The following is a 22,835-nucleotide window of genomic DNA, read 5'->3' as shown; positions in this document are numbered from 1 at the left end:
GGAAGATCCCCCCATGACCCGTTCCATCTCACCCCTGTTGCCCATCAGCTATTCGAGCGAAGTGAGCGCCGCCAAGCAGCGCGGCGCGCCGATCGTGGCGCTTGAATCCACCATCATCACCCATGGCATGCCCTACCCGGGCAATCTGCAGATGGCCCGCAGTGTCGAGGACATCGTCCGCCAGCAGGGCGCGGTCCCCGCAACCATCGCCGTCATCAAGGGCGTGCTGCATATCGGCCTTGAACCCGCCGAGCTCGAGGCACTGGCGCAGATGGAGCACGTCATGAAGCTCTCGCGCGCCGATCTCGCCTTCGCCATCGCCGAACGCCGCAATGGCGCGACAACCGTCGCCGCCACGATGATCGCCGCCTACCGGGCCGGTATCCATGTCTTTGCGACCGGCGGCATCGGCGGCGTGCATCGCGGCGCCGAGGAGAGCTTCGACATCTCTGCCGATCTCGAGGAGCTCGCCCGCACGGCAGTCATCGTCGTCTCGGCCGGCCCCAAGGCGATCCTCGACATTCCAAAGACGCTGGAAGTGCTGGAAACCCGTGGTGTGCCCGTCGTCACCTATGACAGCGAGGACTTCCCGGCCTTCTGGTCGCGCAGCTCTGGCCTCAAGAGCGTGCTGAACCTGCCAAGCCCGGCAGCGATCGCCAACTTCCAGAAGATGCGCGACCAGCTCGGCATTGACGGCGGCATGCTGATCGCCAACCCGGTCCCGGAAGCCGACGAGATCCCACGCGAGGAGATGGAAATCTACATCAGCCGCGCGCTGGCCAATGCCGAACGCGACGAAATCGCCGGCAAGGCCGTCACGCCCTACCTGCTCGACAACATCTTCCACTTGACCGGCGGTCGGTCGCTGAAGACCAATATCGCTTTGGTCGAGAACAACGCCCGTCTGGCCGCCGAGATCGCCGTCGCCATGAACGGTTGACGCCGGGAGGCTCGTCGAAAGAAAAGAACCCGCCGGAGCGATCCGGCGGGTTCTTGCATTCTGGGAGACTGGAAAACGACGTCAGCCTTCGCCGTCCAGCATCTCGCGCACGGCCACCGCCAACTGCTTCAGCGAGAAGGGTTTCGGCAGGAAGCCGAATTTGGCGTCCGCCGGCAGGTTCCGGGCAAAAGCGTCCTCTGCATAACCCGAAACGAAGATGAACTTGAGGTCCGGATATTTCTTGCGCAGTTCGGTGAGCAGGGTGGGGCCGTCCATCTCCGGCATCACCACGTCGGAGACAACGATATCCACCTCGCCGTTCAGCTCTTCCATGATATCGAGCGCCTCGACGCCCGACCCGGCCTCGTGCACGGTATAGCCGCGCGTCTCAAGCATGCGCTTGCCGCCGCGCCGCACCGCCTCCTCGTCCTCGACGAGAAGCACCACGGCCGACTTGCCCGTAAGGTCAGGGGCATCCTGGGCCTCTATGTTCCCATTGGGCTTCGCAACGGTGATCGTATCCCCGTTCACGGACGCTAGGACCTGACCTTCGACCACCGGCTGCACTTCGGGCACATGGCGCGGCAGGAAGATCCGGAACGTGGTTCCCTTGCCGACTTCCGATTCGGGGTAGATGTAGCCGCCCGACTGCTTGACGATGCCATAGACCATGGCAAGCCCGAGACCCGTGCCCTTGCCGACCTCCTTGGTCGTGAAGAAGGGTTCGAAGATCTTGTCCATGATCTCGGGCGCGATCCCGGTCCCGGTATCGGCGACTTCGATCAGCACCATGTCTTCAGACGGCAGGCCGCGATAGCCGAAGGCCCCGGCCTCGTCCGCATCGACATTGCGGGTCGACACGGTGATCGAACCACCGTCCGGCATGGCGTCACGCGCGTTCACACAGAGATTGATCAGCACCTGCTCGAACTGCGAGAGGTCCGTCTTCACCGGCCAGAGATCACGGCCGTATTCGACCCTGAGTTTGACATTGCTGCCGGAAATCAGCCGATCGACCAGCATCCTGAGATCGCCGATCACGTCGGTGAGGTTCAAGACGCTCGGCCGCATTGTCTGCTTGCGCGAGAAGGCGAGCAACTGGCGCACGAGAACGGCGGCCCGGTTGGCGTTACGCTTGATCTCCATGAGATCGGCAAAGCTCGCATCCGAAGGCCGCGCCTGCAGAAGAAGGTGGTCGGAGGACAGGAGGATGGCGGTCAGCACATTGTTGAAGTCATGTGCGATGCCACCCGCCAGCGTGCCGACGGCGTTCATCTTCTGCGTCTGCGCCATCTGCGCTTCAAGCGCCTTCTGGTCCGTGACATCCACCGCATAGACGATCGCCGCCTCTTCCGGCGCCTCGTCGCTCTGATCGATCACCGCATTGACGTAGAAACGGAAATGCCGTGCATCATTGGTCGGATGCCGGCTGTCTATCGGGGCAATGTCGACCTGGCGGTCCATTGCGGCGGCCAGCGCTTCCCGGAAGCCATCCCGCTCTGCCTCGTGCAACACGACCTCGATCAGCCCCCGCCGCTCGATCTCGTCGCGCGAGATGATGTCGGCGAAGAGCTTCATGAACGGCGCATTGGTGCGCAGGATCCGCCCTTCTCCATCCACCGAGGCGATAGCCATCGGCGTATTGTTGAAGAACCGGGTGAAGCGCATGGAGGCAACCGAATCCGATTGATCTCCCCCCTCGCCCTGTTGGCGGGCGAGCACGATCGAACGGCTCTCGCCGGGCGCTCCGTCACGGGCGGCACGAACGCGATGCACGAGGCGAACCGGCAGGCTTTGGCCGTTCACCCGGCGAAGGTCGAGATCAAGCGTCTCGGTCCGCGCCTGGCCAGGCTCCGCCTGAACCGAATTGATCAGCGCCATGCCTTCGCCGGCAACGAGATCGGCGATCGACATCGATCCGGGATTGAACTGGGTGAGGTCGAGACCGAGCCATTCCGCCAGCGTCGCGTTGAGGTAGTAAATCTCGCCCTTGCGGCCTGCAGAGAAGAAGCCGGCGGGTGCATGGTCGAGATAGTCGATCGCATGCTGCAATTCCTTGAAGAACCGTTCCTGGTCGTCACGCTCGGCGGTGATGTCGGAGATCTGCCAGACATAGAGCGCGCGGCCTCGTCCTTCGCCGGGCAGCACGCGGGCCTTCAGCCTGTACCAATGCACACCCGAACCGTTTGCAGTCTGGCTGCCGAGTGGTTTCAGCAGTCGAAACTCCTCATAGCTGTCCCGTCCCTCGCGCAAGCCGTTGGTCAGCCTGTACAGCGCCTCGCTTGACTCGCGATGACGCGACAGCAGAGCTTCCAGCGTCTGCACTTCCGTCGCCGTGCGGGCGCCGGTCATCGTTCCATATGCGGCATTGGCGAAGACGATCCGGCCTTCGGCATCGGTGATCAGCGTACCTTCCGGCTGGCTCGCGAGAAACCGCCGCGCGAGCGTATCGCCGTGCGACTGCGGCATCACTTCGACGAACCCGATCACCGCGGAGACGATGAAGAAGATCCCCATCATGGCGAGAATTCCGAGAACGCCGAGCACGACCTGATTGTCGAGCTGGTCGCGGAAAAAGATGAAGGCGGCCGAGGCCGCGATCAGGACGAGGGCGAGCAGCAGGATGCGCAGCGCCATGCCGGCGCCACCGCGGCGATCGACCAGGGGGCTCTCTCCATCTCGATCGTTCTGCTGTCGTGTCATTGATGCCTCTTGCCTGAGCGCACGGATCATCGAACCAAAGGGAGAATCGGCGCTGTCACCTGTTTATCAACTTGCCGCAACAGCAAAAAGCAAAGAAAGGGTCCAAGGGCGCCCCTTCGTCGCTCTCCCACAGGATTGCCGCAATCTTGACGGAGAATCCGGCATTTCCAGCCCTCTGCCCAGCCCTCTGCATCGTCGTCGAGACTGCTATGCAAGATTGCGGAGTGGAACGTCTTCTGCCAGAAAGCCAGTCAAAAGGAGCACGCAAATGCTGGACGACCTCATCTCGGCCTATGGCAATCGTTTTCTTGTGGCGGCGCTGGGGGTCAGTCTCGCCCTGCTCTGCCTGTTCATAGTGCTCTGGATCCTGCGCAATCGCGCGCCGTCTCCCTTTGTTCGCGGTGGTCGCAACCGCCAGCCGCGCCTTCAGGTCCTGGATGCGGCCGCCGTCGACACCCGTCGCCGCATTGTCCTTATCCGCCGCGACAATGTCGAACATCTGGTGATGATCGGCGGACCGACCGACATCGTCATCGAAAGCGGCATCGGCGATGAGCGTCCGTATCTCAGCGCCCGGCCAGTCCACCCGCAAGCAATTGCGGAACAGCCGGACCTGCCGCAACCGGCGACCCAGGCAGCGCTTCCGGCAACCGAAGCAGCCTTGCCAATGGTCGCTTCAACCGTAGCGCCCGTCGCCGCACCTGTCGAACCACCGGCCAGGCGTCAGCCTGTCGTGGAAACAGTTCGAGCCGCGCCCCTTCCGCAGCCGGCAAGGCCACAATCGTCCACCCCGCCCCTGGCGGACCAGCAACGTCCCCAGTCAGCACCTGCGCGCAGTCCAGAAGTCGTTGCAGAGCGTCCTGCAATCGTCAACACGGCGGCACCTTTGGCGGCGGCGGCGGCCGCAACACCAATGGCCGCCACGACTGCAGCAACGGTCGTGCCCGTGGAGATCGCGGCACCGGTTCGTGCAGAAACACCAGCAATAGATCCCGTCATGCCTCCTGCACCACAGCCGCAGGCGCCCTCAATCCAGCCGACCGCAACCCTGGAGCCAGTAGTGATTGCGGACGTGGATAAGGCAACGGTCCTCTCCGCCCCCGAAATCTTGCGGCAGAGCGAGGCAACGCCCCCACCGGCTCCGCGAGAGGCGCAGGACACCACGACCGGAACGCAACCGATTGAAGCGTTGAGGGCCGAGCCTGGCGAACGGCTGATGATGGCGGAGCCAAAGCCCGCGACCACTCAGGACATTCGCGTGGCACGCGCCGAACCCGAACTGGTGCTACCGCCCGTCATCGAAACGCCCGTCGCCGAAGATCTGCTGGAAGCGGCCCGCCAAAGGGTGCTTGTGCCCGCACCAACGTCCACCCTGTCACGGCAGTTTGAACCGCAGCGGTTCGAGCCGCCAACGGACCGTCAGCCCCCAATGCCCCTGGCCGAGCCAGCAGCGCGCGACATGAGCGACTTCGAGCGCGTCCTCGAAGAAGAGATGGCCCTGCATCTGGCGGCCGATCCGGCCCCGAAGGCAGCGCCGCAATCCCAGCAGATCCTTCCGGAAACCCGCGCCGATCGCCCGCGCGCGCCGATCGCGGCCATTCTACCGGAAGGCAACCGCACACCCGGTGCCGCGCCCAACCCGCCGCAGCCGGGCCAGGAGCCCAATCTGCAGACGGAAATCGCGCGCATATTCGGCGAAATGTCGGCCAGCAGAAATCCGTGACAGGCGGGGTATGCCCGCTTGCGAGAGACCCCGAAAACAAAAAAAGACCCGCCAATGGCGGGTCCTGGATACTGAGAAGCTAAGTCTGAGGCTCTAACCTCACTCGTCGCGATAGACCTTTTCACGGCGCTCGTGTCGTTCCTGCGCCTCGATCGACAGTGTCGCAATCGGACGAGCGTCGAGACGCTTCAAGCCGATCGGCTCACCGGTTTCCTCGCAATAGCCATAGGTGCCGTCCTCGATCCGCTGCAGCGCGGCGTCGATCTTCGAAATCAGCTTTCGCTGACGATCGCGAGCACGCAGTTCGATAGCCCTGTCGGTTTCAGAGGAAGCCCGGTCTGCGAGATCAGGATGATTGGCGCTTTCTTCTGCGAGGTGGTCGAGCGTCTCGCGCGCTTCTCGGAGGATGTCGTTTTTCCAAGCGACAAGCTTGGCCCTGAAATAGGCCCGCTGGTTCGCGTTCATGAACTCATCGTCTTCCGAGAGCACATAATTGCTAAGATTGATCTTCTCACTCAACGCGATTCTCCTGAAGAACATCTCAATGGGCGGGTGTATATCCTTTCAGAGCAACCGGTTCAAGCCTTCTGGCTGTTGCAAAGTCATTTTTAAATCTGTTACATTTTTCATCTAAATTTCTATTTTTTAAGCATAATTTTCTACAAGGCCACTCCGCGACAGCAACCAGGATACCACGATAGAACGATCGATCGGACCCGTCTGGATGGTTGACGGCAAGGGCCAAGAACCGGTACTTCAATAACGAGCACCATCGCACGCGGAAACCCCAACGGATGACGCCCTCCATTCTGCTTCCACAGCGTATCTATCTGCTGCGCCACGCGAAATCGGGCTGGGCCGAACCTGGCGGCCGGGATTTCGATAGAAGCCTCTCGGATTCGGGCTTCGCCGAAGCGGAACTGCTCGCGGAAACGGCAGCCGACAAGGGTTACCGGCCGGATCTCGTGGTCTGCTCGACCGCTACGCGCTGCCGTCAGACCGCCGATGCGATCAATCGCGTCTTTTCGGGGCTCGTCGAATTCCGTTATGTCGATGCGCTCTACAACGCGCCCGCCGAAGTCTATCTGGAGATTGCCGGCTCGACCCGCGGCGTGCCTGCCCTGATGCTTGTCGGGCACAACCCGGCAATCGAGGAAGTCTTTGCCCGGCTGTGCGGCAACGAAGTCATGGCCCGCACAGTGCCGGAAGGCTACCCCACATCCGGTCTCGCGGTAATCGACACCATAGAAGGCGAGAAGTTTGCCCTGCGGGATTTCCTCGTCGGTTGAACGTTGAGGTGCGACACTGGATCTGCCTCTTTTTTGCACCGCTTTGGACCCTTATATGTTGCATTCGGGTGTTGAAAATCCCTTCCCGGGATCCGCGCCGCCATAGCCTCTGCAGGACAGTTCTTTGCCCCCTTCCCTCACCAGCCTGACCGACGAAGCCGCAATCGCTCTCGACAATCTTGCCGACCGGGCGGCGCATCTGGTCAACCCGACGATCCGGCTCGGCGTGACCGGCCTGTCGCGCGCCGGCAAGACGGTCTTCATATCCTCTCTGGTACATAATCTGCTGCACGGCGGTCGCCTGCCGCTCTTCGAACCGATGCGGTCAGGTCGCCTGACCAGCGCAAGGCTCCAGGAACAGCCGGACGATGCCGTTCCGCGATTTCAGTACGAAGACCATATCCGCGCCCTGGTCGACCAGCGGATCTGGCCGGACTCCACCCGCGCAATTTCCGAACTGCGCCTGACGTTCGAATATCAGAGCGCCAGCACATGGAGCCGCATGCTCTCTGCGGGCCGACTGTCGATCGATATCGTCGACTATCCCGGCGAATGGCTGCTCGACCTGCCCTTGCTCGGGCAGGACTACCGGACCTTCTGCGAGAACACGACGAAACTGGCCGCGAGCGGCGTCCGGGCCGAGTTGGCCGCAGAATGGCTTGCGCTTGCTGGCACCATTGATCCGGATGCCCCGGCGGACGAAATGACGGCCCGCCGGCTGGCCGAGGCCTTCACCACCTATCTCCGGCTCTGCAAATCCGACGAGCGCTCCCTGTCGACCCTGCCGCCGGGGCGATTCCTGATGCCGGGCGACCTTGACGGCTCACCCGCACTGACCTTTGCGCCCCTTACCAAATTGCCAGAGGGCCGCGCGCCCAAGGGATCACTGCGTGCGATGATGGAGCGCAGGTTCGAAGCGTACAAGTCGATCGTCGTCAAACCGTTCTTCCGGGAACACTTCGCAAGGCTCGACCGGCAGATCGTGCTGGTTGATGCCCTTCAGGCCATAAACCGCGGCCCCGAGGCGGTGCAGGACCTGGAACGCGCACTCGGCGACGTGCTGGCCTGCTTCCGCGCGGGCTCCAACAACATCCTGACATCCCTTGTGCGCCGCCGGATCGACCGGGTGCTGGTCGCCGCCACCAAGGCGGACCATCTGCATCACGAAAGCCATGACCGGCTGGAGATCCTGACTCGGCGCCTCGTCAACCGCGCGATCCGCACAATCGGAATGAGCGGAGCCGGCATCGAGGTCATGGCGCTGGCCTCAGTCCGGGCGACGCGCGAGGCAAATGTGAAGCAGGATGGGCATGATCTGCCCGTGATCGTCGGCACACCTATGGCGGGCGAGCGCATCGGAGACGACGTCTTTGACGGCAAGCGCAAGACAGCCGTCTTCCCAGGCGACCTGCCGAAGGATCCGGAAGCCTATTTCCGCTCTGTCGATCAAAACGATCCATCGGCCGCTCTGCCAGACCTCAGCATCGTCCGCTTCCGCCCGCCCGAGCTCGACGAGAGACAGGGCATCACGCTTTCGGTTCCGCACATCCGCCTTGACCGGGCACTGCAGTTCCTGCTGGGAGACCGTCTCGCATGAAGAAACCGACCGTCCCTCCGATAGGCACATCTGGTCCCACGCCTCCTGAACCGCAAAGGCGCCCGGCGGCCTTCAGCGTCGAGCCCGATGCACCCCAGCCCGGCACAACGCAGACCACGAGCAGGCGACCGCGCAGCTTCCCGGGCGATGTGGTGATCGTGCCAGACGCGGAAGATCCGTTCATCGGTGCCGCACAAGCGCTGCAACCTGTACCCGTGGCCGAACCACGACGCCGTGGCTTTTCCTTCGCAAAGCTCGCGACCGGCGCCTTCGGCCTCCTTCTCTCGCTCGCCTTCGGCCTCTGGGTTGATCGGCTGATCGGCGATCTCTTCGCCCGGGCCGACTGGCTCGGCTATACGGCGATCGGCGCAGTCGCCGTTGGGCTGCTGGCACTGGCGATTGCGGTCGGGCGCGAACTGCTCGGCCTTTGGCGCCTCGACGCGGTCCAGAATCTGAAAGCAGAGGCGGATGCCGCCGCCGACAGCGGACAGCGCAAGCGCGCCGCTGCGGTCGTGAAGAAACTCGCGGGCATGGTCTCCCACAGGCCGGAGGTGGCCCGCGGGCAGAAGACGCTCGCCGCCGTGGAAAACGACATCATCGACGCTCCGCACCTGATCGAGCTTGCGGAGCGCGAACTGCTGGCTCCTCTGGACCAACAGGCCCGCGCCCTGATCCTGAGCTCCGCCAAGCGCGTCTCGGTCGTGACGGCTGTCAGCCCGCGCGCCGTGGTGGACCTCGCCTACGTCCTCTTCGAGGTCGTGCGCCTGGTGCGCAGCATGGCGGACCTCTATGGCGGCAGACCGGGCTCCTTCGGCATGCTGCGTCTGTTGCGGGATGTGTTCGCGCACCTTGCCGTCACCGGCTCCATCGCCATCGGCGACGGCCTTGCCCAGCAGCTGCTCGGCCATGGCCTTGCCGCCCGTCTGTCGACCCGCCTCGGCGAGGGGGTGATCAACGGATTGATGACAGCCCGCATCGGCATCGCCGCCATGGATCTCTGCCGACCATTGCCGTTCCGTGCCGTAAAGCGCCCTGGCATCGGCGATTTCGTCGGTGACCTTACGCCGTCGATGACAGCCAAGGACCGCGACCGGACAGGGTGAGGCGGAAGGGTCACATCAGCGACACCAGTGACTTTTGACTGTTGTCCGACCTGGCAATTGAGGTTAATGGAAATGATGCATTAACCATTTTTCCGCTAGGGTCATCGCGGGGTTTCTGGTTTCTCGTACCAAGGCAAATCGATGTTCTCTTCCTCCTCGACATTCGGCCGTTGCGCCGCCATCCTTGCCGTTGCCGCACTCATGCCGGCGACGGTCGCTGATGCTGCTTCGCGCGACAAGCGCTTCTTCGAATCTGTCGCCGGGGTCTGGAAGGGTCCGGGTGAAATTGTCGCCGGCAAGTACAAGGGCACCAAGTTCACCTGCAACCTGACCGGCCTCCCCGCCGAGGGCAAGGAAACGGGGCTTAAGCTCGACGGCACCTGCCGCGTCGGCGTCTTCAGCCAGCCGATGTCGGCGGTCATCTCGCAGGCCGGCGGCAGCTACAAGGGTCAGTTCCTGGACGGCGCAGACGGCAAGGGCCTCGACATCGTATCGGGCACTGTGACCGGCAACCGCGCCGTGATGGGCATCAATCGCGCCAAGCTGAACGGCGCGATGGTCGCACGCCTGGAAGAAGACGATGCGATGAACATCACGATTTCGGTAAAGGTGGAAGACCGGATGATCCCAGTCATCGGCCTGAAGCTCAACCGCCAGGCAACGGCCATGGCCGAGACCGCCGAAAACGACTGATCATTTCACTTCGCAGGACTTTGAATTCAACCGCGCCACCAGGCGCGGTTTTCGTTTGCGACGGCAATGCCCGTGCGATCGGTGAGATCGAGCCATGTCGCGACGCTCTGCCCCTTCACCGACTGCTCGGGAACGATGTCGGCGAGCGGCATCAGCACGAAGGCCCGCTCGGTCATGCGCGGATGCGGGATCTTCAGGTGCTCGGCATCGATTGTCCGGTCGGCGAAGGTGAGAATGTCGATGTCGATGGTTCGCGGCCCCCAGCGCTCGACGCGCACCCGCTTCATCGTCCGCTCGATCTCGAGACAGGCCGCGAGCAGCTCCTGCGGCTCGTGGAGCGTCTCGACCGCCGCACAGGCATTGTAGAAGTCGGCCTGGTCCGTCTTGCCCCAGGGGGGCGTGCGATAAAGGCGGGAAACAGCGGTCACCCGACAGTCCGGATGCTGGTCGATCCGACGCAGGGCCTCGGCCATGGCCGCCACCGGGTCGCCGATATTGCCGCCGAGGCCAAGCGTAGCAGGCTGCCAGCGTTTATGGTCTAAACTGTTCAATACTCACCTGCACATGGTCAAGAATACCGGCAATTGGAGCACTCGGCTTGCGAACCGTGATCCGGCATCGCTTGATTTCGGAAAACCGGTCGAGCAATCCGCGCGCGATCGCGAGCGCCAACGCTTCGATCAGCTGCCGCCGGCTGCCGGTGACGATGTCACGGATCACCTCGAAGGCGATGCCATAATGCACGGTGCCGTCGAGTGTATCGGTCTCTGCGGCCGTCAGGGCATCAACGTCGAATTCGGCATCAACGAAGAACCGCTGACCAAGGACCCCCTCCTCGGGAAACACCCCGTGATGGGCAAAGAAGGCGCAGTTTTTCAGGGTGATGGTGAAAACACCGCTCATGCACTAGACCCCTTCTTCGCAGCGATCCGCCGCTCGGCGGCGAGCATAGCATCGGCGACGATGAGAGCGTCCCGGTTGATCGCGACATTATGGACGCGGAAAACGGAAGCGCCCTTCAGCCTCAGCGCAACCGTGGTCGCCGCCGTTGCGGCATCACGGTCACGGGCCTCGCGTCCGGTCAGTGTCCCGAGGAAACGCTTGCGCGAGGTACCGGCCAAGAGCGGCAGGCCGAAGGCCTTCAGCTCCCCGAAGCGGGCAATCAGCTCCATATTCTCTTCCGTGGTTTCCTTGGCGAAGCCGAAACCCGGATCGAGAACGATTGTTTCGCGCGCAACACCGGCGCTCGTGGCAATCTCGAGAGAGCGAGTGAGGAAATGCTGCTGGTCCTTGATCGGGTCATCCAGCTTTTCGCGCCCACGGCCGGTATGCATGATGCAGAGACCGGCCCCCGTATCCGCAGCAACGGAGGCGATACCCGGCTCCCGTTGCAAGCCGTGAACGTCGTTGATGACATGGGCGCCCGCCGCGACTGCGGCGGCCGCTGTCGCGGCCCGATAGGTGTCAATCGAGATCAGCGCATCCGTACGCGCCGCAAGTTCTGTGATAACGGGCAACACACGCGCAATTTCTTCCGCGGCAGTGACCTCTTCCGCTCCCGGTCGGGTCGATTCCCCACCGATGTCGATCAGGACAGCCCCCTCGTCGACACAGGCAAGCGCATGCCGGATGGCGGCATCGACGCTGGTGTGAAGCCCACCGTCAGAGAAGGAGTCCGGGGTGACATTGACGATCGCCATGATCGCGCCGCGCTCTGTCAGGTCGAACCGACGACCATGCCCCACACGCCAAATTATGCGTTCGTCCATGGTCACCCGACCCGTGTCCTCTCGACGGAAAACCGCGAAGCTGCGATAGTGCAAATCGGGTTTGGCTATGCCCCAAGGGCGCGGCGAATACAACATTGCGGAAAAAAGAATGAAGAACTCCCGCCGTCTTCGGGTCGCCCTCGTCCTGGCAGTCCTGACCGGCTTATCCCTGCCGCTTTCGGCCAGCGCAGACGTCGTGGTCCGCAAGTCCATAATCTATTTCCAGATCGGCGGTCGCACGGCAGCCGAACTCGATACCGAACTATCGCGCAAGGGCCCCTTCACGCAGGCGAGCGGCAGTCGCCACCCCGGTGCAACCCAGATCCGTTTCGGCGGCGACCTCACCTATACCAGGCGCGGGAGCAGATGCACCATTGAGGACGTCCGCGTGACTGTCGAGACGAAGCTGATCCTGCCCCGCTGGAAAAACCGCAAACGGGCATCCGAAGAGATGGCCTTGCTCTGGGATGCCCTGTCGGCTGACATCAAGCGCCACGAGGAGCGTCACGCCGAAATCGCCCGCCAACACGCCAGACTGCTGGAGCAGCGCCTCTTGAAACTGCGACCGGAGCACGATTGCGAGACCCTGCAGGATCGCGTCGGCGCGGTGACCGACGACGTGACCATCGCCCATGACGAAGCCCAGATGCGATTCGATCGAGTGGAGGCCAGAAATTTTCAGGACCGGATGCTGCGCATCCTCCGCTATCGGCGCGAAAGCCAGCCAAACCAGTAGAATTTACCCCTTAATATATGGGGACACTGTTGCCGTGATGCTGCGGCTTGCGCGAGCCTTGCGCCCGCGCCTGTGAATAACCGGCAAATTCTCGCCGTGGCCCTTGATACAAAACTGAAATATAAGTGTCATCAAATACGTTGTTTAGGCGTTCCCGATTTCCCCGTTCTCCCGGCGCGTCCTGGTGCCACAGGTGCTTCCTCCCTCGCCTGTTTGGCGATGCGCCCGCTTGCCCCGCTTTCGCACAACGGAAGCGGGGCCTTTTTTGGTCGGTAGCGCTGGCAGTCGGCCTCAGCCCTGGCGTTCAGGAACATGGACCACGAGGCCGTCGAGCCCCGCAGTCACCTTGATCTGACAGGAAAGGCGCGACGTCGGACGGACGTCGACAGCAAAATCGAGCATGTCCTCTTCCATCGGCGAGGGCTGACCGGTCTTTTCGGTCCACGCTTCATCCACATAGACATGACAGGTGGCACAGGCGCAGGCACCGCCGCACTCCGCATCGATCCCGGGGACCGAATTGCGTACGGCATTCTCCATGACCGTGGAGCCCTCGGCTGCCACGATGTCGAAGCGTGTGCCGTCAAATGCGATGATGCTGATGTTTGCCATGATTGCCTGTCCAGACTTCGCCTGTTGAAAAACCGGCGAAGTCATCCCCCAAATCGGAAGGCCAGTCAACTCACGGCAGGGCGAGGTGCGGCAGACGTCGGCCGGTCGCGCTTAGCGGGCAAGCTTCAGGATGAAGTGCTCGGCTTCGAGAACAGCAGCAGCAACGGAAGCGAGCGCATCCGCGCTGGGGCCATTCGTTTCAACGAGATCGGCGGCACCTGCGACGCGAAGCGCACCAACGGCCATTGCGGCGCCCCGGAGACGATTCGCGGCGGACTTGACTTCAAGCTTGCTGCGATGATCGGTCAGCGCGACGAGACATCCTCTGGCCTGACGGGCAAACATCTGGAGGATTTCCAATTCGACTGCCTTGTCCCCTTTGGTCTGGGTGGCAAGATGTACGAGATCAATCGGACGCTGCTGCGACGGCGTCAGACCGTTGAGGTTATCGGGTGTCTCGAAAGCAATATTGACTGCGGCTGCCATGCCCGTGATCCTTGTCTTCTTGTTCTTGGTGCATGCAGATTGCGGTTCGATGGTGCCGATGCCGTTAAAAACGCAGTGGACCCCGCGAAAAAGCTCGCTCTATGGTTAACGCGGATTAAACCCCGGCATGGACTGGCTTTTCGACCGAAACCTTGATTGAAATACTGTTAACAAGACCCGGACACGCGTAGGCGCCGGGAGTGCATTAATTGTATCGGATGACCAAATGTGTCAGTACGATACGGTTGATTGGGCAAGTTTGCGTGAACTTTGTCCGGCGGCCCGTCGGTGCTACTACTTCCGGCAGGAATGCCGACCGGGCAGCAGACGATCTGCGACAAGAAGGGGTTTCGTCTGGCGTGGCGGCAGGCGGAGCTTCAAGTGAACGGCGGGATCCGGATGGAGCCAGGCGATGAGCGGCATCGCAGCGGATGTCCGACCTGCCGAGAGTAAGCTGTAACGAGGCGTAACCCTATGGCGAACAAGAAGACCGACTCGATTGACGAGAACGCGTTCCAGGCTCTCGAGGCGGCCCTGAGCATTGATTTCGACGGTGAGGAAGCCCCCGCGCCCAAGAAGGCTCGATCCCAAGCGCACGCTCCGGAGGCACCTGTGTCTGACAGTATCCCGCGTCCCGCCTCGAAGAAGACGATCGATCGTCGTTCCGCACGCGCCGGCGAACTCAATCCAGAGCCGGCCCCGAAAGCGCCCGCCTTTTCGCCCGCCAACGACGGATCGCGACGCACGCCGGCTGCAATCCTGAAATCACTCGACGGCGCCTCGCTGACGGCCGCGCTGCGCAATGCCGCGATCGTTTCCGCCCTGTGGGTGCTCGGTGCGCTGGGTCTGACGCAACTTCTCTACGGCAGCGTCATATGGCAGGCCCCGACGGTGGCCGACATTGTTGCCATGCCCGGCGTCGTCGCCATCGTCGTCGGCACCTTCCTGCCGATCATGCTGTTCTTTGCCTTCGCCATCATGATGGCCCGCGCCCATGACCTGCGCAACGCCGCCCGTTCGATGGCAGAGGTGGCATTGCGACTGGCCGAGCCGGAAACCATTGCCTCCGAACGCATCATGACCGTCGGCCAGGCCGTGCGGCGCGAAGTCTCGGCGATGAACGAAGGTATCGAGCGTACCATCGCCCGCGCCACGGAACTTGAGACACTCGTCCATTCCGAAGTGACCGCCCTCGAACGCAGCTACACGGACAACGAATTGCGGGTCCGCGGCCTGGTGCACGAACTCGGCGCCGAGCGCGACGCGATCGTCAATCATGCCGAGCGCATTCGCTCCTCGATCGTCGGCGCCCACGAGCAGCTGAAGGAAGAACTGTCGCTCGCAACGGAAGAGATCTCCGTACGCCTGCAGACGTCGGGCGAAGCCTTCGCCTCGATGATCGACATGCGCGCCGCGACGATCATGGAGAAATCCGACGCGGCCGTGACGGCACTCGGATCGCTGCTCGCCCACAAGACCGAAGGCATGGTGCAGACGCTGGCTGCCTCCGGCATGTCGCTGTCCAGCGAGTTCGACACCCAGCTGAAGACGCTGACTTCGACGCTCAGCCAGCGCGGTCGTGAACTGCTGGGTGAATTCGAAACCCGCGCCTCCACGCTCGACGCCAATACCGAGAAGCTGAATGCAGCGCTGAACGAACGGGCGCGCCAGCTGAACGAGACGCTGGTCGAGCGGACACGCGACATCGCCGAAACCCTGAAGGGCAGCGAAAATTCGATCTCCTCGTCACTCGACGATGTATTGTCGCGCCTCAACAGCTCGCTGGACGAACGCGGTCGCAGCTTCCGCCAGAGCCTTCAGGCGAGCGCCGACGACGCCATCGTTGACCTCGATCTGCGCTCCGGTTTGTTCGAAGACCGCTTCCAGACGACGATCGGCCAGATCAACGCGACCTTCGACCAGCGTGTCGCCGAATTTGCCAGCGCCTTCGACCAGCGCTCGGGATCGCTCGACAGCAAGCTTATGGAAAGCCTCGCGCGCATCAACGAGACGGTCAACGGCGGCACCGATTCGATCAGCGGCATCCTGAATTCCAGTATCGAGCGCCTCGGATCGACACTCACCGACCAATCCCTGGCACTCGCGATGACGCTGAGCACCAGCCAGGACATGCTCGACAGCACGATGTCCGACCGCGCACAGGAAATCGCAGACGCGATGTCGGCCCGCGCGGCAGCATTGACGGAGAGCCTGGAAAACGCTCAGCGCCGCATTGACCAGGTGATGGAAGAGCGCAGCGGTTCGATTTACAGTGCCCTCACCGACAATCAGACACGCTTCGAACAGACCTTGTCGAGCCGCGCCGAACACATCGTCAACGCCCTCGAAGCCAATCAGGATCGCTTTGCCGAGACCCTTGATGGCAAGGCACGCGGGATTGCCGCGCTCGTCGAGGACAAGAGCGAACACCTGATCGATCAGCTCAACACCAAGAGCCTTGAACTCGACCTTACCCTGACAGCGCGCAGCCAGGATCTCGCGGAAACCCTGAACGACAGCCAGCGTCGTATCGACGAGACACTGAGCCAGCGCGCATCCGCCATCATCGAGACGGTCGCGGATGCGGACCGCCGTATCGATACAGCTTTTGCCGAAAAGGCCGAAGCAATTCGCAACGCCTATGGCGATAACCAGGAGCGTCTGGAGCTTTCGCTTGCCAGCCACACCTCCTACCTCTCCTCCACCCTGGAAGATGCGAGCAGCGACATCGAACGCAGTCTTGGCCACACGGCCGGCCGCATCTCGGACACCCTCGCCTCCGGGATCGGCGAACTGGATGCCAAGCTTGGCGGCAGCGAGCGAAACCTTGGCGAAATGCTGACCAACGCGTCGAGCGCGATCGCCCACACGCTTGAGGACACTTCAAGCCGCATTGCCGACACGCTGAAGTCCGGCGTCAGTGAGATCGACGGACGCATCGCCGAGACCAGTGCAGGCCTGCGCTCCAGCCTGGAGATGGCGACGGGCTCTCTGGCTGCCACACTTGGCGAGAACACCGACAGGATCGCCGAGACCATCAATCATGGCGTCGCCGCGATCGACGGACGACTGGTGGATACACACGAGCGCATCCGGGCCACCCTCGACGACCGTACGCAGGCGATCGCCCTGACCCTGAACGACGCGCGCCATTCGCTCGACTCGAGCCTCGGCGAACACGCCACCTCGATCGGCGCATCGATCGCAGCGAGCACGGGCATGCTCGAGATGAGCCTCGAAGACCACGAGGAAAGCCTCCGCAAGGCGATCGACGACTCAAGCCGTGCGCTCGATGAGCGGCTTCGCGGGACCGCCGGCGCCCTGACGGATCAGATCCGTGACGCTGCCGACGACATCACACGCTCGGCACAGGGCTTCTCGGGCACCGTCGAACAGTCCGTCTCCGGCATGACCAGCCGTCTCGACGAGACGAGCACGCGGATCGAGCAGAGCCTCGGCACGCTGGAAGACCGTCTGCGCAATGGCCTCGACGGTGTGGATGCCCGCGTCAACGATGCCGGCGAGAAGTTCGCGGCCCGCCTCGACGACAAGGTTGCCGCCATCGAGCGGGTTGGCGACGAAGCCAGCATGCGGGTCGCCCAGGTCCTGGACGAAGGGACCAATCGTGTTGCCGAGACCTTTGACAGCCGCACGCCGATCATCGAAGAGCGCCTCGCCACGATGGACCGCGCCCTCAACATCGGCCTGGAAAACGTCAACCGCACGATCGAAGGCAAGGCTGCGGGTCTCGCAACCGCACTGCGCAGCGCCGTCACCGACGCTGCCCGCGACCTCGATACGGAAGCCCAGCGCTCCGTCGATCGCCTGACGGAAACCACGGCGCAATTTGCCGAACAGATCGGCGAACGCAGCGCCGAACTGAACCGCACGGTCGAGGAGCGCTCCGAAGACCTCGCGCGGCGTATCACAGAGACACAGAACCGACTGGCAGGCCAGGCCGCGACCATTGCCGAGACCTTCTCGCAGGCCGGTGACATCATCAGCAACAAGGTGACCCAGGCCGAAGCGCTGGTCAGCGCCCAGGTTGCCAACCTCTCCGGCACGCTCGGCGAGGTCAGCACGACGCTGGAACAGCGCGCCGCCGCGATCCGCGATGCGATCTCCGGCAATACGCAGGAACTCGCGACCACCATGGACGCGGTCGAGAAGGCTCTCGAAGCCCGCGGCAATTCGATCCGCTCGGTGCTCGACGACCGCACCCGCGAGCTGAACTCGATGCTGTCAACCCGGTCGGCCGAACTGTCGCGCCTGATCGACGAGAAGGCCGCACCGGTCGTCGCCGCTTACGCCGAGACCGGTCGCGCCGCCGCCGACCAGATCACGGCGGCAGCCGAACAGAGTGCCGAGCGCCTGCGCAGCGAAAATGCAGCCCTCGTCGATGCGATCAGCCAGCGCACCGATCGCGCGGTCGCGACGCTCGGCAATGCCGAGCAAAACCTCGTCGCCAGCGCCTCGCAGCTCATCGAACGCCTCGGCGACAGCAATGCCGGACTTTCTTCGATGATCGACCAGGCCGTACAGAGCATCGGTTCTCTCGACAGCCGCCTCGGCGCCACCGCCAACCGCTTCAGCGAGACGGCGACCCAGGCGACCGACATGCTGTCGACATCGAATCGCCTGCTCGACGACAAGCTGGGCCGCCTGACGGCTGTCTCCGGCGAAACGCTGCAGCAGGTCTCCTCGATCGTCAGCCGTTTCGGCGACCACACCCAGGTCCTCGGCAAGGCGTCCGAACTTCTGTCGGCCGCCCAGTCCAACCTCGTGGGCACGCTCGAAGAACGCCAGCAGGCGCTGCGTGATCTCTCTATCGGCCTCGTCAAGCGGTCTGAGGAAATCGAGACCACCATGCAGGGGCTCGGCAAGATGGTCGAAACCGCCTTCGACCGCGCCGAACAACGCTCCGGTCAGATGGCCGGCAATCTGCGCCAAAGTGTACAGGCATCCTTTACCGATATCGGCCAGATCCTTGGCGAGACGGAAAAGCGGGCACAATCCACTGCGGCCAACATGCGCGAAAGCGTCCAGGCCTCCTTCTCCGACATCGGACAGGTGCTCGGCGAAACCGAAAAGAAAGCGCAGATCACTGCAACCAACATGCGCAATGCCCTGCTTTCTGCTGAACAGGAAGCGCAGGTCTCGATCGACAAGACGCTGTCGGAAGCCGAGAAGCGTTCGGGTGAACTCGCAAACCGCCTGCGCGGTGGGCTGGCGGTCTCGCTGAACGACATCGACCGTCTGCTCGGTGAAGCCGGGCGCAAGTCGGAAGGTGCTGCTGCCGCCCTTCGCGAAGCGATGCAGGGGGCCGTCAACGACGCCGTGGCCCGCTTTGCCGGCGCCACCGACGAGATCCGTCGCTCGGCTGTCGACATTCGCAAGGAGCTCGACCTGACGCGCAGCGAACTGAAGCGCGGTGCCTTCGACCTTCCCGAGGAAGCCAAGGAAAGTGCGTCCCAGATGCGCCGCGCCGTGGCGGAACAGATCAAGGCCCTGCAGGACATTTCGCAGCTCGTCGGACGCACCAGCCAGACCCTGGAGATCTCCGAGCCTGTGGCACGCCGACTGGCGGAAGCCCAGCCGGAGCCTGTCCGCCGTCAGCCGGTTGCAGCGCAGCCGCAGCCGCCGGCGCGCCCGACCGAGAACCTCGGCCTGCGCGGCAGCCTCGGCGCAACCGATGCCTATACACCGTCAACGGCCGCCACCACGCGCGCCGAAGGCGGCGGCTGGATCAGCGACCTCCTGCGTGGCGCCTCGCGTGAAGAGCCGGCAGAAACGGCAGCCCCCACCCGACCGGCACCCGCCGCCCAGCGTCCGGTCGCCGAAAGCCAGCCGGCCCGTCAGGGCGACACCCGCAATCCGCGCCACATGGTCGAATCGCTGAACTCGCTTTCGGTCGACATTGCCCGTGCGATCGACCACGACGCCTCTGTCGATCTGTGGCGGCGCTATCAGCGGGGCGAGCGCGACATCTTCACTCGCCGGCTCTACACGCTGAAGGGCCAGCAGACCTTCGACGAGATCAAGCGGAAGTATGACCGCGAACCGGAATTCCGCGTCGCCGTAGACCGCTATATCGCCGACTTCGAGAAGCTGCTCGCAGACGTTGCCCGCACCGATCGCGACAAGTCGATCACTCAGTCGTATCTGACCTCGGACACGGGCAAGGTCTACACGATGCTCGCCCACGCGGCTGGCCGCTTCAGCTGATGAAAGAACGGGGGCCAGCCAAACGGCTCTCGCTCAGACAATGAAAAACCCCGGATCGCGAAGAGGATCCGGGGTTTTCTTTTGTCGCTAACGCCTCAATCTGCGCAAGCTCAGATGGATTGCAGTGTCCAGGCGACGATCTCGCCGGTAACCCGGGCGAAGGCCCGGTCGAGCGCAGCCACGTAAGCCCCATTGTCCGAACCGCCCGCAGGGACCTCGGCACGGAAGACCTGCTGTGCCTTCACCGTGCCATTTCGGTCGTTGAGAATCTTTGCCGAGATCTCGACGACCCCACGATCACCGCCTTCAGTGGCTATCTCGAAGGCGCGGACATCGGTAATCAGCTGGAAATCGATCGCGAGGCCCTGCCCCGGTCGGCCGACGCCACCCAGGCGCCCACTGTTCTCAAAGGCCTCGACGAGCTTCGACTGCACGACGCGTGTCAGGCGATCACTCCATTGCGACTGCGACAGGTATCGGATCTCCGCTCCGGCAACCCGGACAAGGATCTGCTCGCTGTCCAGAGCTTTCAGCGCGGAGGGATCTGCCACGAGCAGCTGTCGGTTGCGTGCACTGGCAGAGGTCGTGACCGGGCTCGCGGAAACGGCCAGATCGAAGGTGTCATTTGCCGCCTTGGAGCCACAGGCGGTGAGACCGAGCCCAAGGCAAGGAACGAGTAGCGAGGCCGTCAGCAGGCGCCGAATTCGCCTCGTCACGATCGAACCACCGGCGTGCATCCTATCCATTCCCTCGTCCTTTCCGGTCGCCCCCGTCATCGGCGGATCCTCCCGTCATATTCCTTGACCGTATCGCCGCCAAAGAGCAGGCGCTGGGGGTCCTGGTCGAAATTGGTGATGGCATCATTCAGTCCGCGCACAGTCTGGCGGGTGTCGTTGACCAGCGTCTGGATGTCACGAAGCCCGGTGGCAGAGAAACGCTGCAGATTGGCTGCGATCGGCCCGATCTGCGCATTGAGGTTTTCAGCCGTCATCCGGATGGCTTCCAGCGTCTTGCGCGCCTCAACGCTGAGCGAATTGGCATCGCCCGAGCCGAGGAAGGCATCGACCTTCTTGAGGATGCCATCGACCTGCTGAGACGAAGTGTTCAGACGATTGGCAAGCTGGGTGAAATCGTCTATCGCCTTGTTGATGTCATCGCGACGGCCTGTGATGCTGGTCGACAGATCCTTGAACCCCGCAATCGCCTCGCGGGCATCGGAAGATGCGACCGATACATTGTCCACCACCTGACCGATTTTCTGGCTGTCGACGGCGTCGATCAGCTTCGAAACCTTCTGCAGGGTCTGATCCGCATTGTTGCCGAAGCGCTGGAACGTATCGGCAGTTTCCCGGAAGCTATCGATTGCGGGCCCAATTTTGTCAGACGCCTGAGCGAAACTTGCAGTCGCGCGCTCGGTATTGCTGAGGATCTGGTCGATCTTGTCGGAGTTCAGCGCCTTGAAGAGGTCTTCCGCCGCACCCAGCGTCGAGTCGAGACGACCGGAAAGACCGGAGACGGAATCCGACAGGGAGCTGACACTCTTGAGGAATTCGTCGATGCCCTTGGCATTGTCCGCCAGCGACTTCGAGAAGGTCTCCGCGTTGCGCACCGTATTGGTCAGCGGCGCTCGTGCATCGGCGATAAAGCCCTGCAATTCGGCAACAGCACCGTCGGCGCGCTGCAGGATGCGGTCTGCCGTGGAAAGCAGATTTGTGACGCTCGACTGCTCGGCCGTCAGGATCGCCGGCTCGCCGGTATCAATGGCGCGAGCCAGAATTGCCTCGCCGGAGCCAGGGCCACCGCCCGAAAGCTCGATGTATGCCGCACCCGTCAACCCCTGGATCTCAAGCACCGCCTTCGTCCCCGACGTGACCGGGGCATCCTCGCGCACCTCGGTGAAGGCAACAGAGAAATTCGGATCCTCATTGTCGATATAGAGGTTGCGAACCGAGCCGACCGAGATGCCGTTGAAGCGCACCGGCGAACCGACGCTAAGCCCGTTGGCCGATCCCGGAATGCGGATGGCGAGCGGCGCCATCGGACCGCCTCGACCATATTCGGCCATCCAATAGACGAAACCAAAGGCGGCCCCGATGACAAGCATCGTGAAAAATCCGACTATGGCGTAATTGGCTTTGGTTTCCATGGCTCACTTTACCGGATGTCCGCCGGAAGGCTCCGGCCGGGGAATGGAACGGGCACGCTTGCCCCTGAAATAGGATTGCACCCACGGATCGTCGAAGGCGAGCATGTCGTCCAGTGTCCCCTCGACCAGCACACGTTTCTGTCCGAGAACCGCAATACGGTCGCAGACGGAGAACAGGCTGTCGAGATCGTGGGTCACCATATAGACCGTCAATCCAAGGGTATCGCGCAATTGGGCGATCAATTCATCGAATTCAGCGGCCCCGATCGGATCGAGCCCCGACGTCGGCTCGTCGAGGAAGACGAGATCGGGATCGAGCGCCAGCGCACGCGCAAGGGCCGCGCGCTTGATCATGCCGCCGGAGAGTTCAGACGGATACTTGTCCGCAGCATCCGGCTTCAGGCCGACAAGCTCGATCTTCAGATAGGCGAGCTCGTCCATCAGCCATTGCGGCAGGTCCAGGTATTCGCGCATCGGCAGCTGGATGTTCTCCTTCACGGTCAATGCCGAAAATAGGGCGCCGTGCTGGAAAAGAACCCCAAGGCGCGTGTCGAGTGCGATGCGCTGTACTTCGTCGACGGCGTCATAATCTGCGCCAAGGATCTCGATGGAACCCGAACGGCGCGGCAGAAGACGCAACACGGTGCGCATCAGAACGGACTTGCCCGCACCAGAGGCCCCGACGAAACCGAGGATCTCACCGCGGTAGATGTCGAGGTTGAGCTTGTCCAGAACGATCTTCTCGCCGAAGCCGACGGTGAGGTCCTTGACCGAAAGAACGACTTCCCGTGCTTCGGAGCGCGTCTGCTGCAT

Annotated in this window: 18 protein-coding genes; 8 read left to right on the top strand and 10 right to left on the bottom strand. The window is 62.8% G+C overall.

Features of this window, described 5'->3' with window-relative positions:
• The first annotated feature begins 13 nt into the window (after nucleotides 1-13).
• Nucleotides 14-940, top strand: coding sequence for a pseudouridine-5'-phosphate glycosidase (locus tag J2045_RS12390; protein WP_307373081.1), 927 nt, complete (start codon nucleotides 14-16; stop codon nucleotides 938-940).
• A gap of 81 nt (nucleotides 941-1,021) precedes the next feature.
• Here J2045_RS12390 and cckA read toward each other — a convergent pair whose 3' ends face one another.
• On the bottom strand, nucleotides 1,022-3,643 hold the full coding sequence (gene cckA / locus J2045_RS12385) for a cell cycle histidine kinase CckA (protein ID WP_307373079.1): 2,622 nt from the start codon (nucleotides 3,641-3,643) through the stop codon (nucleotides 1,022-1,024).
• Between the two features lie 268 nt (nucleotides 3,644-3,911).
• Here cckA and J2045_RS12380 point away from each other — a divergent pair, with 268 nt between their 5' ends.
• A complete protein-coding gene (locus J2045_RS12380) occupies nucleotides 3,912-5,366 on the top strand; it encodes a flagellar biosynthetic protein FliO (RefSeq protein ID WP_307373078.1) in 1,455 nt (484 codons plus the stop codon).
• Between the two features lie 99 nt (nucleotides 5,367-5,465).
• Here J2045_RS12380 and dksA read toward each other — a convergent pair whose 3' ends face one another.
• On the bottom strand, nucleotides 5,466-5,885 hold the full coding sequence (gene dksA, locus J2045_RS12375) for an RNA polymerase-binding protein DksA (protein WP_307373077.1): 420 nt from the start codon (nucleotides 5,883-5,885) through the stop codon (nucleotides 5,466-5,468).
• A 275-nt stretch (nucleotides 5,886-6,160) separates the two neighbouring features.
• On the opposite strand from dksA, the gene J2045_RS12370 reads away from it, so the two are divergent.
• The 4 genes from J2045_RS12370 (at nucleotide 6,161) to J2045_RS12355 (ending at nucleotide 10,048) form a co-directional block, all read left to right on the top strand.
• Nucleotides 6,161-6,655: a SixA phosphatase family protein gene (locus tag J2045_RS12370; RefSeq protein WP_307373076.1), complete on the top strand. Its 495-nt coding sequence runs from the start codon at nucleotides 6,161-6,163 to the stop codon at nucleotides 6,653-6,655.
• A gap of 124 nt (nucleotides 6,656-6,779) precedes the next feature.
• Nucleotides 6,780-8,252: a YcjX family GTP-binding protein gene (locus J2045_RS12365; protein ID WP_307373075.1), complete on the top strand. Its 1,473-nt coding sequence runs from the start codon at nucleotides 6,780-6,782 to the stop codon at nucleotides 8,250-8,252.
• On the top strand, nucleotides 8,249-9,355 hold the full coding sequence (locus J2045_RS12360) for a YcjF family protein (RefSeq protein ID WP_307373074.1): 1,107 nt from the start codon (nucleotides 8,249-8,251) through the stop codon (nucleotides 9,353-9,355). Before J2045_RS12365 ends, J2045_RS12360 begins: the two co-directional genes overlap by 4 nt.
• Nucleotides 9,356-9,496: 141 nt before the next feature.
• Entirely contained in the window at nucleotides 9,497-10,048 is a 552-nt protein-coding gene (locus tag J2045_RS12355) for a hypothetical protein (RefSeq protein ID WP_166599689.1), read from the top strand.
• Nucleotides 10,049-10,074: 26 nt separating this feature from the next.
• Here J2045_RS12355 and folK read toward each other — a convergent pair whose 3' ends face one another.
• From folK to folP, 3 genes are read right to left on the bottom strand one after another with little or no spacing between them, the layout of a single operon-like run.
• Nucleotides 10,075-10,599 carry a 2-amino-4-hydroxy-6-hydroxymethyldihydropteridine diphosphokinase gene (gene folK, locus J2045_RS12350; RefSeq protein ID WP_307373073.1) on the bottom strand — a complete coding sequence of 175 codons (525 nt, stop codon included), beginning with the start codon at nucleotides 10,597-10,599 and terminating at the stop codon, nucleotides 10,075-10,077.
• Nucleotides 10,580-10,951 (bottom strand): dihydroneopterin aldolase, encoded by a 372-nt coding sequence (gene folB, locus J2045_RS12345; RefSeq protein ID WP_307373072.1) that lies wholly within the window; start codon nucleotides 10,949-10,951, stop codon nucleotides 10,580-10,582. Before folB ends, folK begins: the two co-directional genes overlap by 20 nt.
• A complete protein-coding gene (folP, locus tag J2045_RS12340; protein ID WP_307373336.1) occupies nucleotides 10,948-11,817 on the bottom strand; it encodes a dihydropteroate synthase in 870 nt (289 codons plus the stop codon). Before folP ends, folB begins: the two co-directional genes overlap by 4 nt.
• A 109-nt stretch (nucleotides 11,818-11,926) precedes the next feature.
• Here folP and J2045_RS12335 point away from each other — a divergent pair, with 109 nt between their 5' ends.
• A complete protein-coding gene (locus J2045_RS12335) occupies nucleotides 11,927-12,553 on the top strand; it encodes a DUF922 domain-containing Zn-dependent protease (protein ID WP_307373071.1) in 627 nt (208 codons plus the stop codon).
• Nucleotides 12,554-12,844: 291 nt separating this feature from the next.
• Here the strand turns inward: J2045_RS12335 and J2045_RS12330 are convergent, their stop codons facing one another.
• Both J2045_RS12330 and J2045_RS12325 read right to left on the bottom strand, forming a co-directional pair.
• Nucleotides 12,845-13,165: a 2Fe-2S iron-sulfur cluster-binding protein gene (locus tag J2045_RS12330; protein ID WP_166599684.1), complete on the bottom strand. Its 321-nt coding sequence runs from the start codon at nucleotides 13,163-13,165 to the stop codon at nucleotides 12,845-12,847.
• Between the two features lie 111 nt (nucleotides 13,166-13,276).
• A complete protein-coding gene (locus J2045_RS12325) occupies nucleotides 13,277-13,651 on the bottom strand; it encodes an Hpt domain-containing protein (RefSeq protein ID WP_307373069.1) in 375 nt (124 codons plus the stop codon).
• 474 nt (nucleotides 13,652-14,125) lie between these two features.
• On the opposite strand from J2045_RS12325, the gene J2045_RS12320 reads away from it, so the two are divergent.
• Entirely contained in the window at nucleotides 14,126-19,876 is a 5,751-nt protein-coding gene (locus J2045_RS12320) for an apolipoprotein A-IV repeat region-like domain-containing protein (protein WP_307373067.1), read from the top strand.
• Between the two features lie 110 nt (nucleotides 19,877-19,986).
• On the opposite strand, the gene J2045_RS12315 is transcribed toward J2045_RS12320, so the two are convergent.
• Genes J2045_RS12315 through J2045_RS12305 form a run of 3 tightly spaced genes read right to left on the bottom strand, consistent with a single transcriptional unit; the run spans nucleotide 19,987 to nucleotide 22,835 of the window.
• Nucleotides 19,987-20,613 (bottom strand): ABC-type transport auxiliary lipoprotein family protein, encoded by a 627-nt coding sequence (locus J2045_RS12315; protein ID WP_370873108.1) that lies wholly within the window; start codon nucleotides 20,611-20,613, stop codon nucleotides 19,987-19,989.
• A gap of 35 nt (nucleotides 20,614-20,648) precedes the next feature.
• Nucleotides 20,649-22,022, bottom strand: a complete 1,374-nt coding sequence (locus J2045_RS12310) for an MlaD family protein (protein ID WP_307373063.1) — start codon at nucleotides 22,020-22,022, stop codon at nucleotides 20,649-20,651.
• Between the two features lie 3 nt (nucleotides 22,023-22,025).
• Nucleotides 22,026-22,835, bottom strand: a complete 810-nt coding sequence (locus J2045_RS12305) for an ABC transporter ATP-binding protein (RefSeq protein WP_307373061.1) — start codon at nucleotides 22,833-22,835, stop codon at nucleotides 22,026-22,028.

Origin of the sequence: Peteryoungia aggregata LMG 23059 (assembly GCF_030814435.1) — a bacterium.
Classification (GTDB): Bacteria; Pseudomonadota; Alphaproteobacteria; order Rhizobiales; family Rhizobiaceae; genus Allorhizobium; species Allorhizobium aggregatum.
Note: the sequence above shows the minus strand (reverse complement) of the source record. Positions and strands in the feature narration are given on the sequence as shown.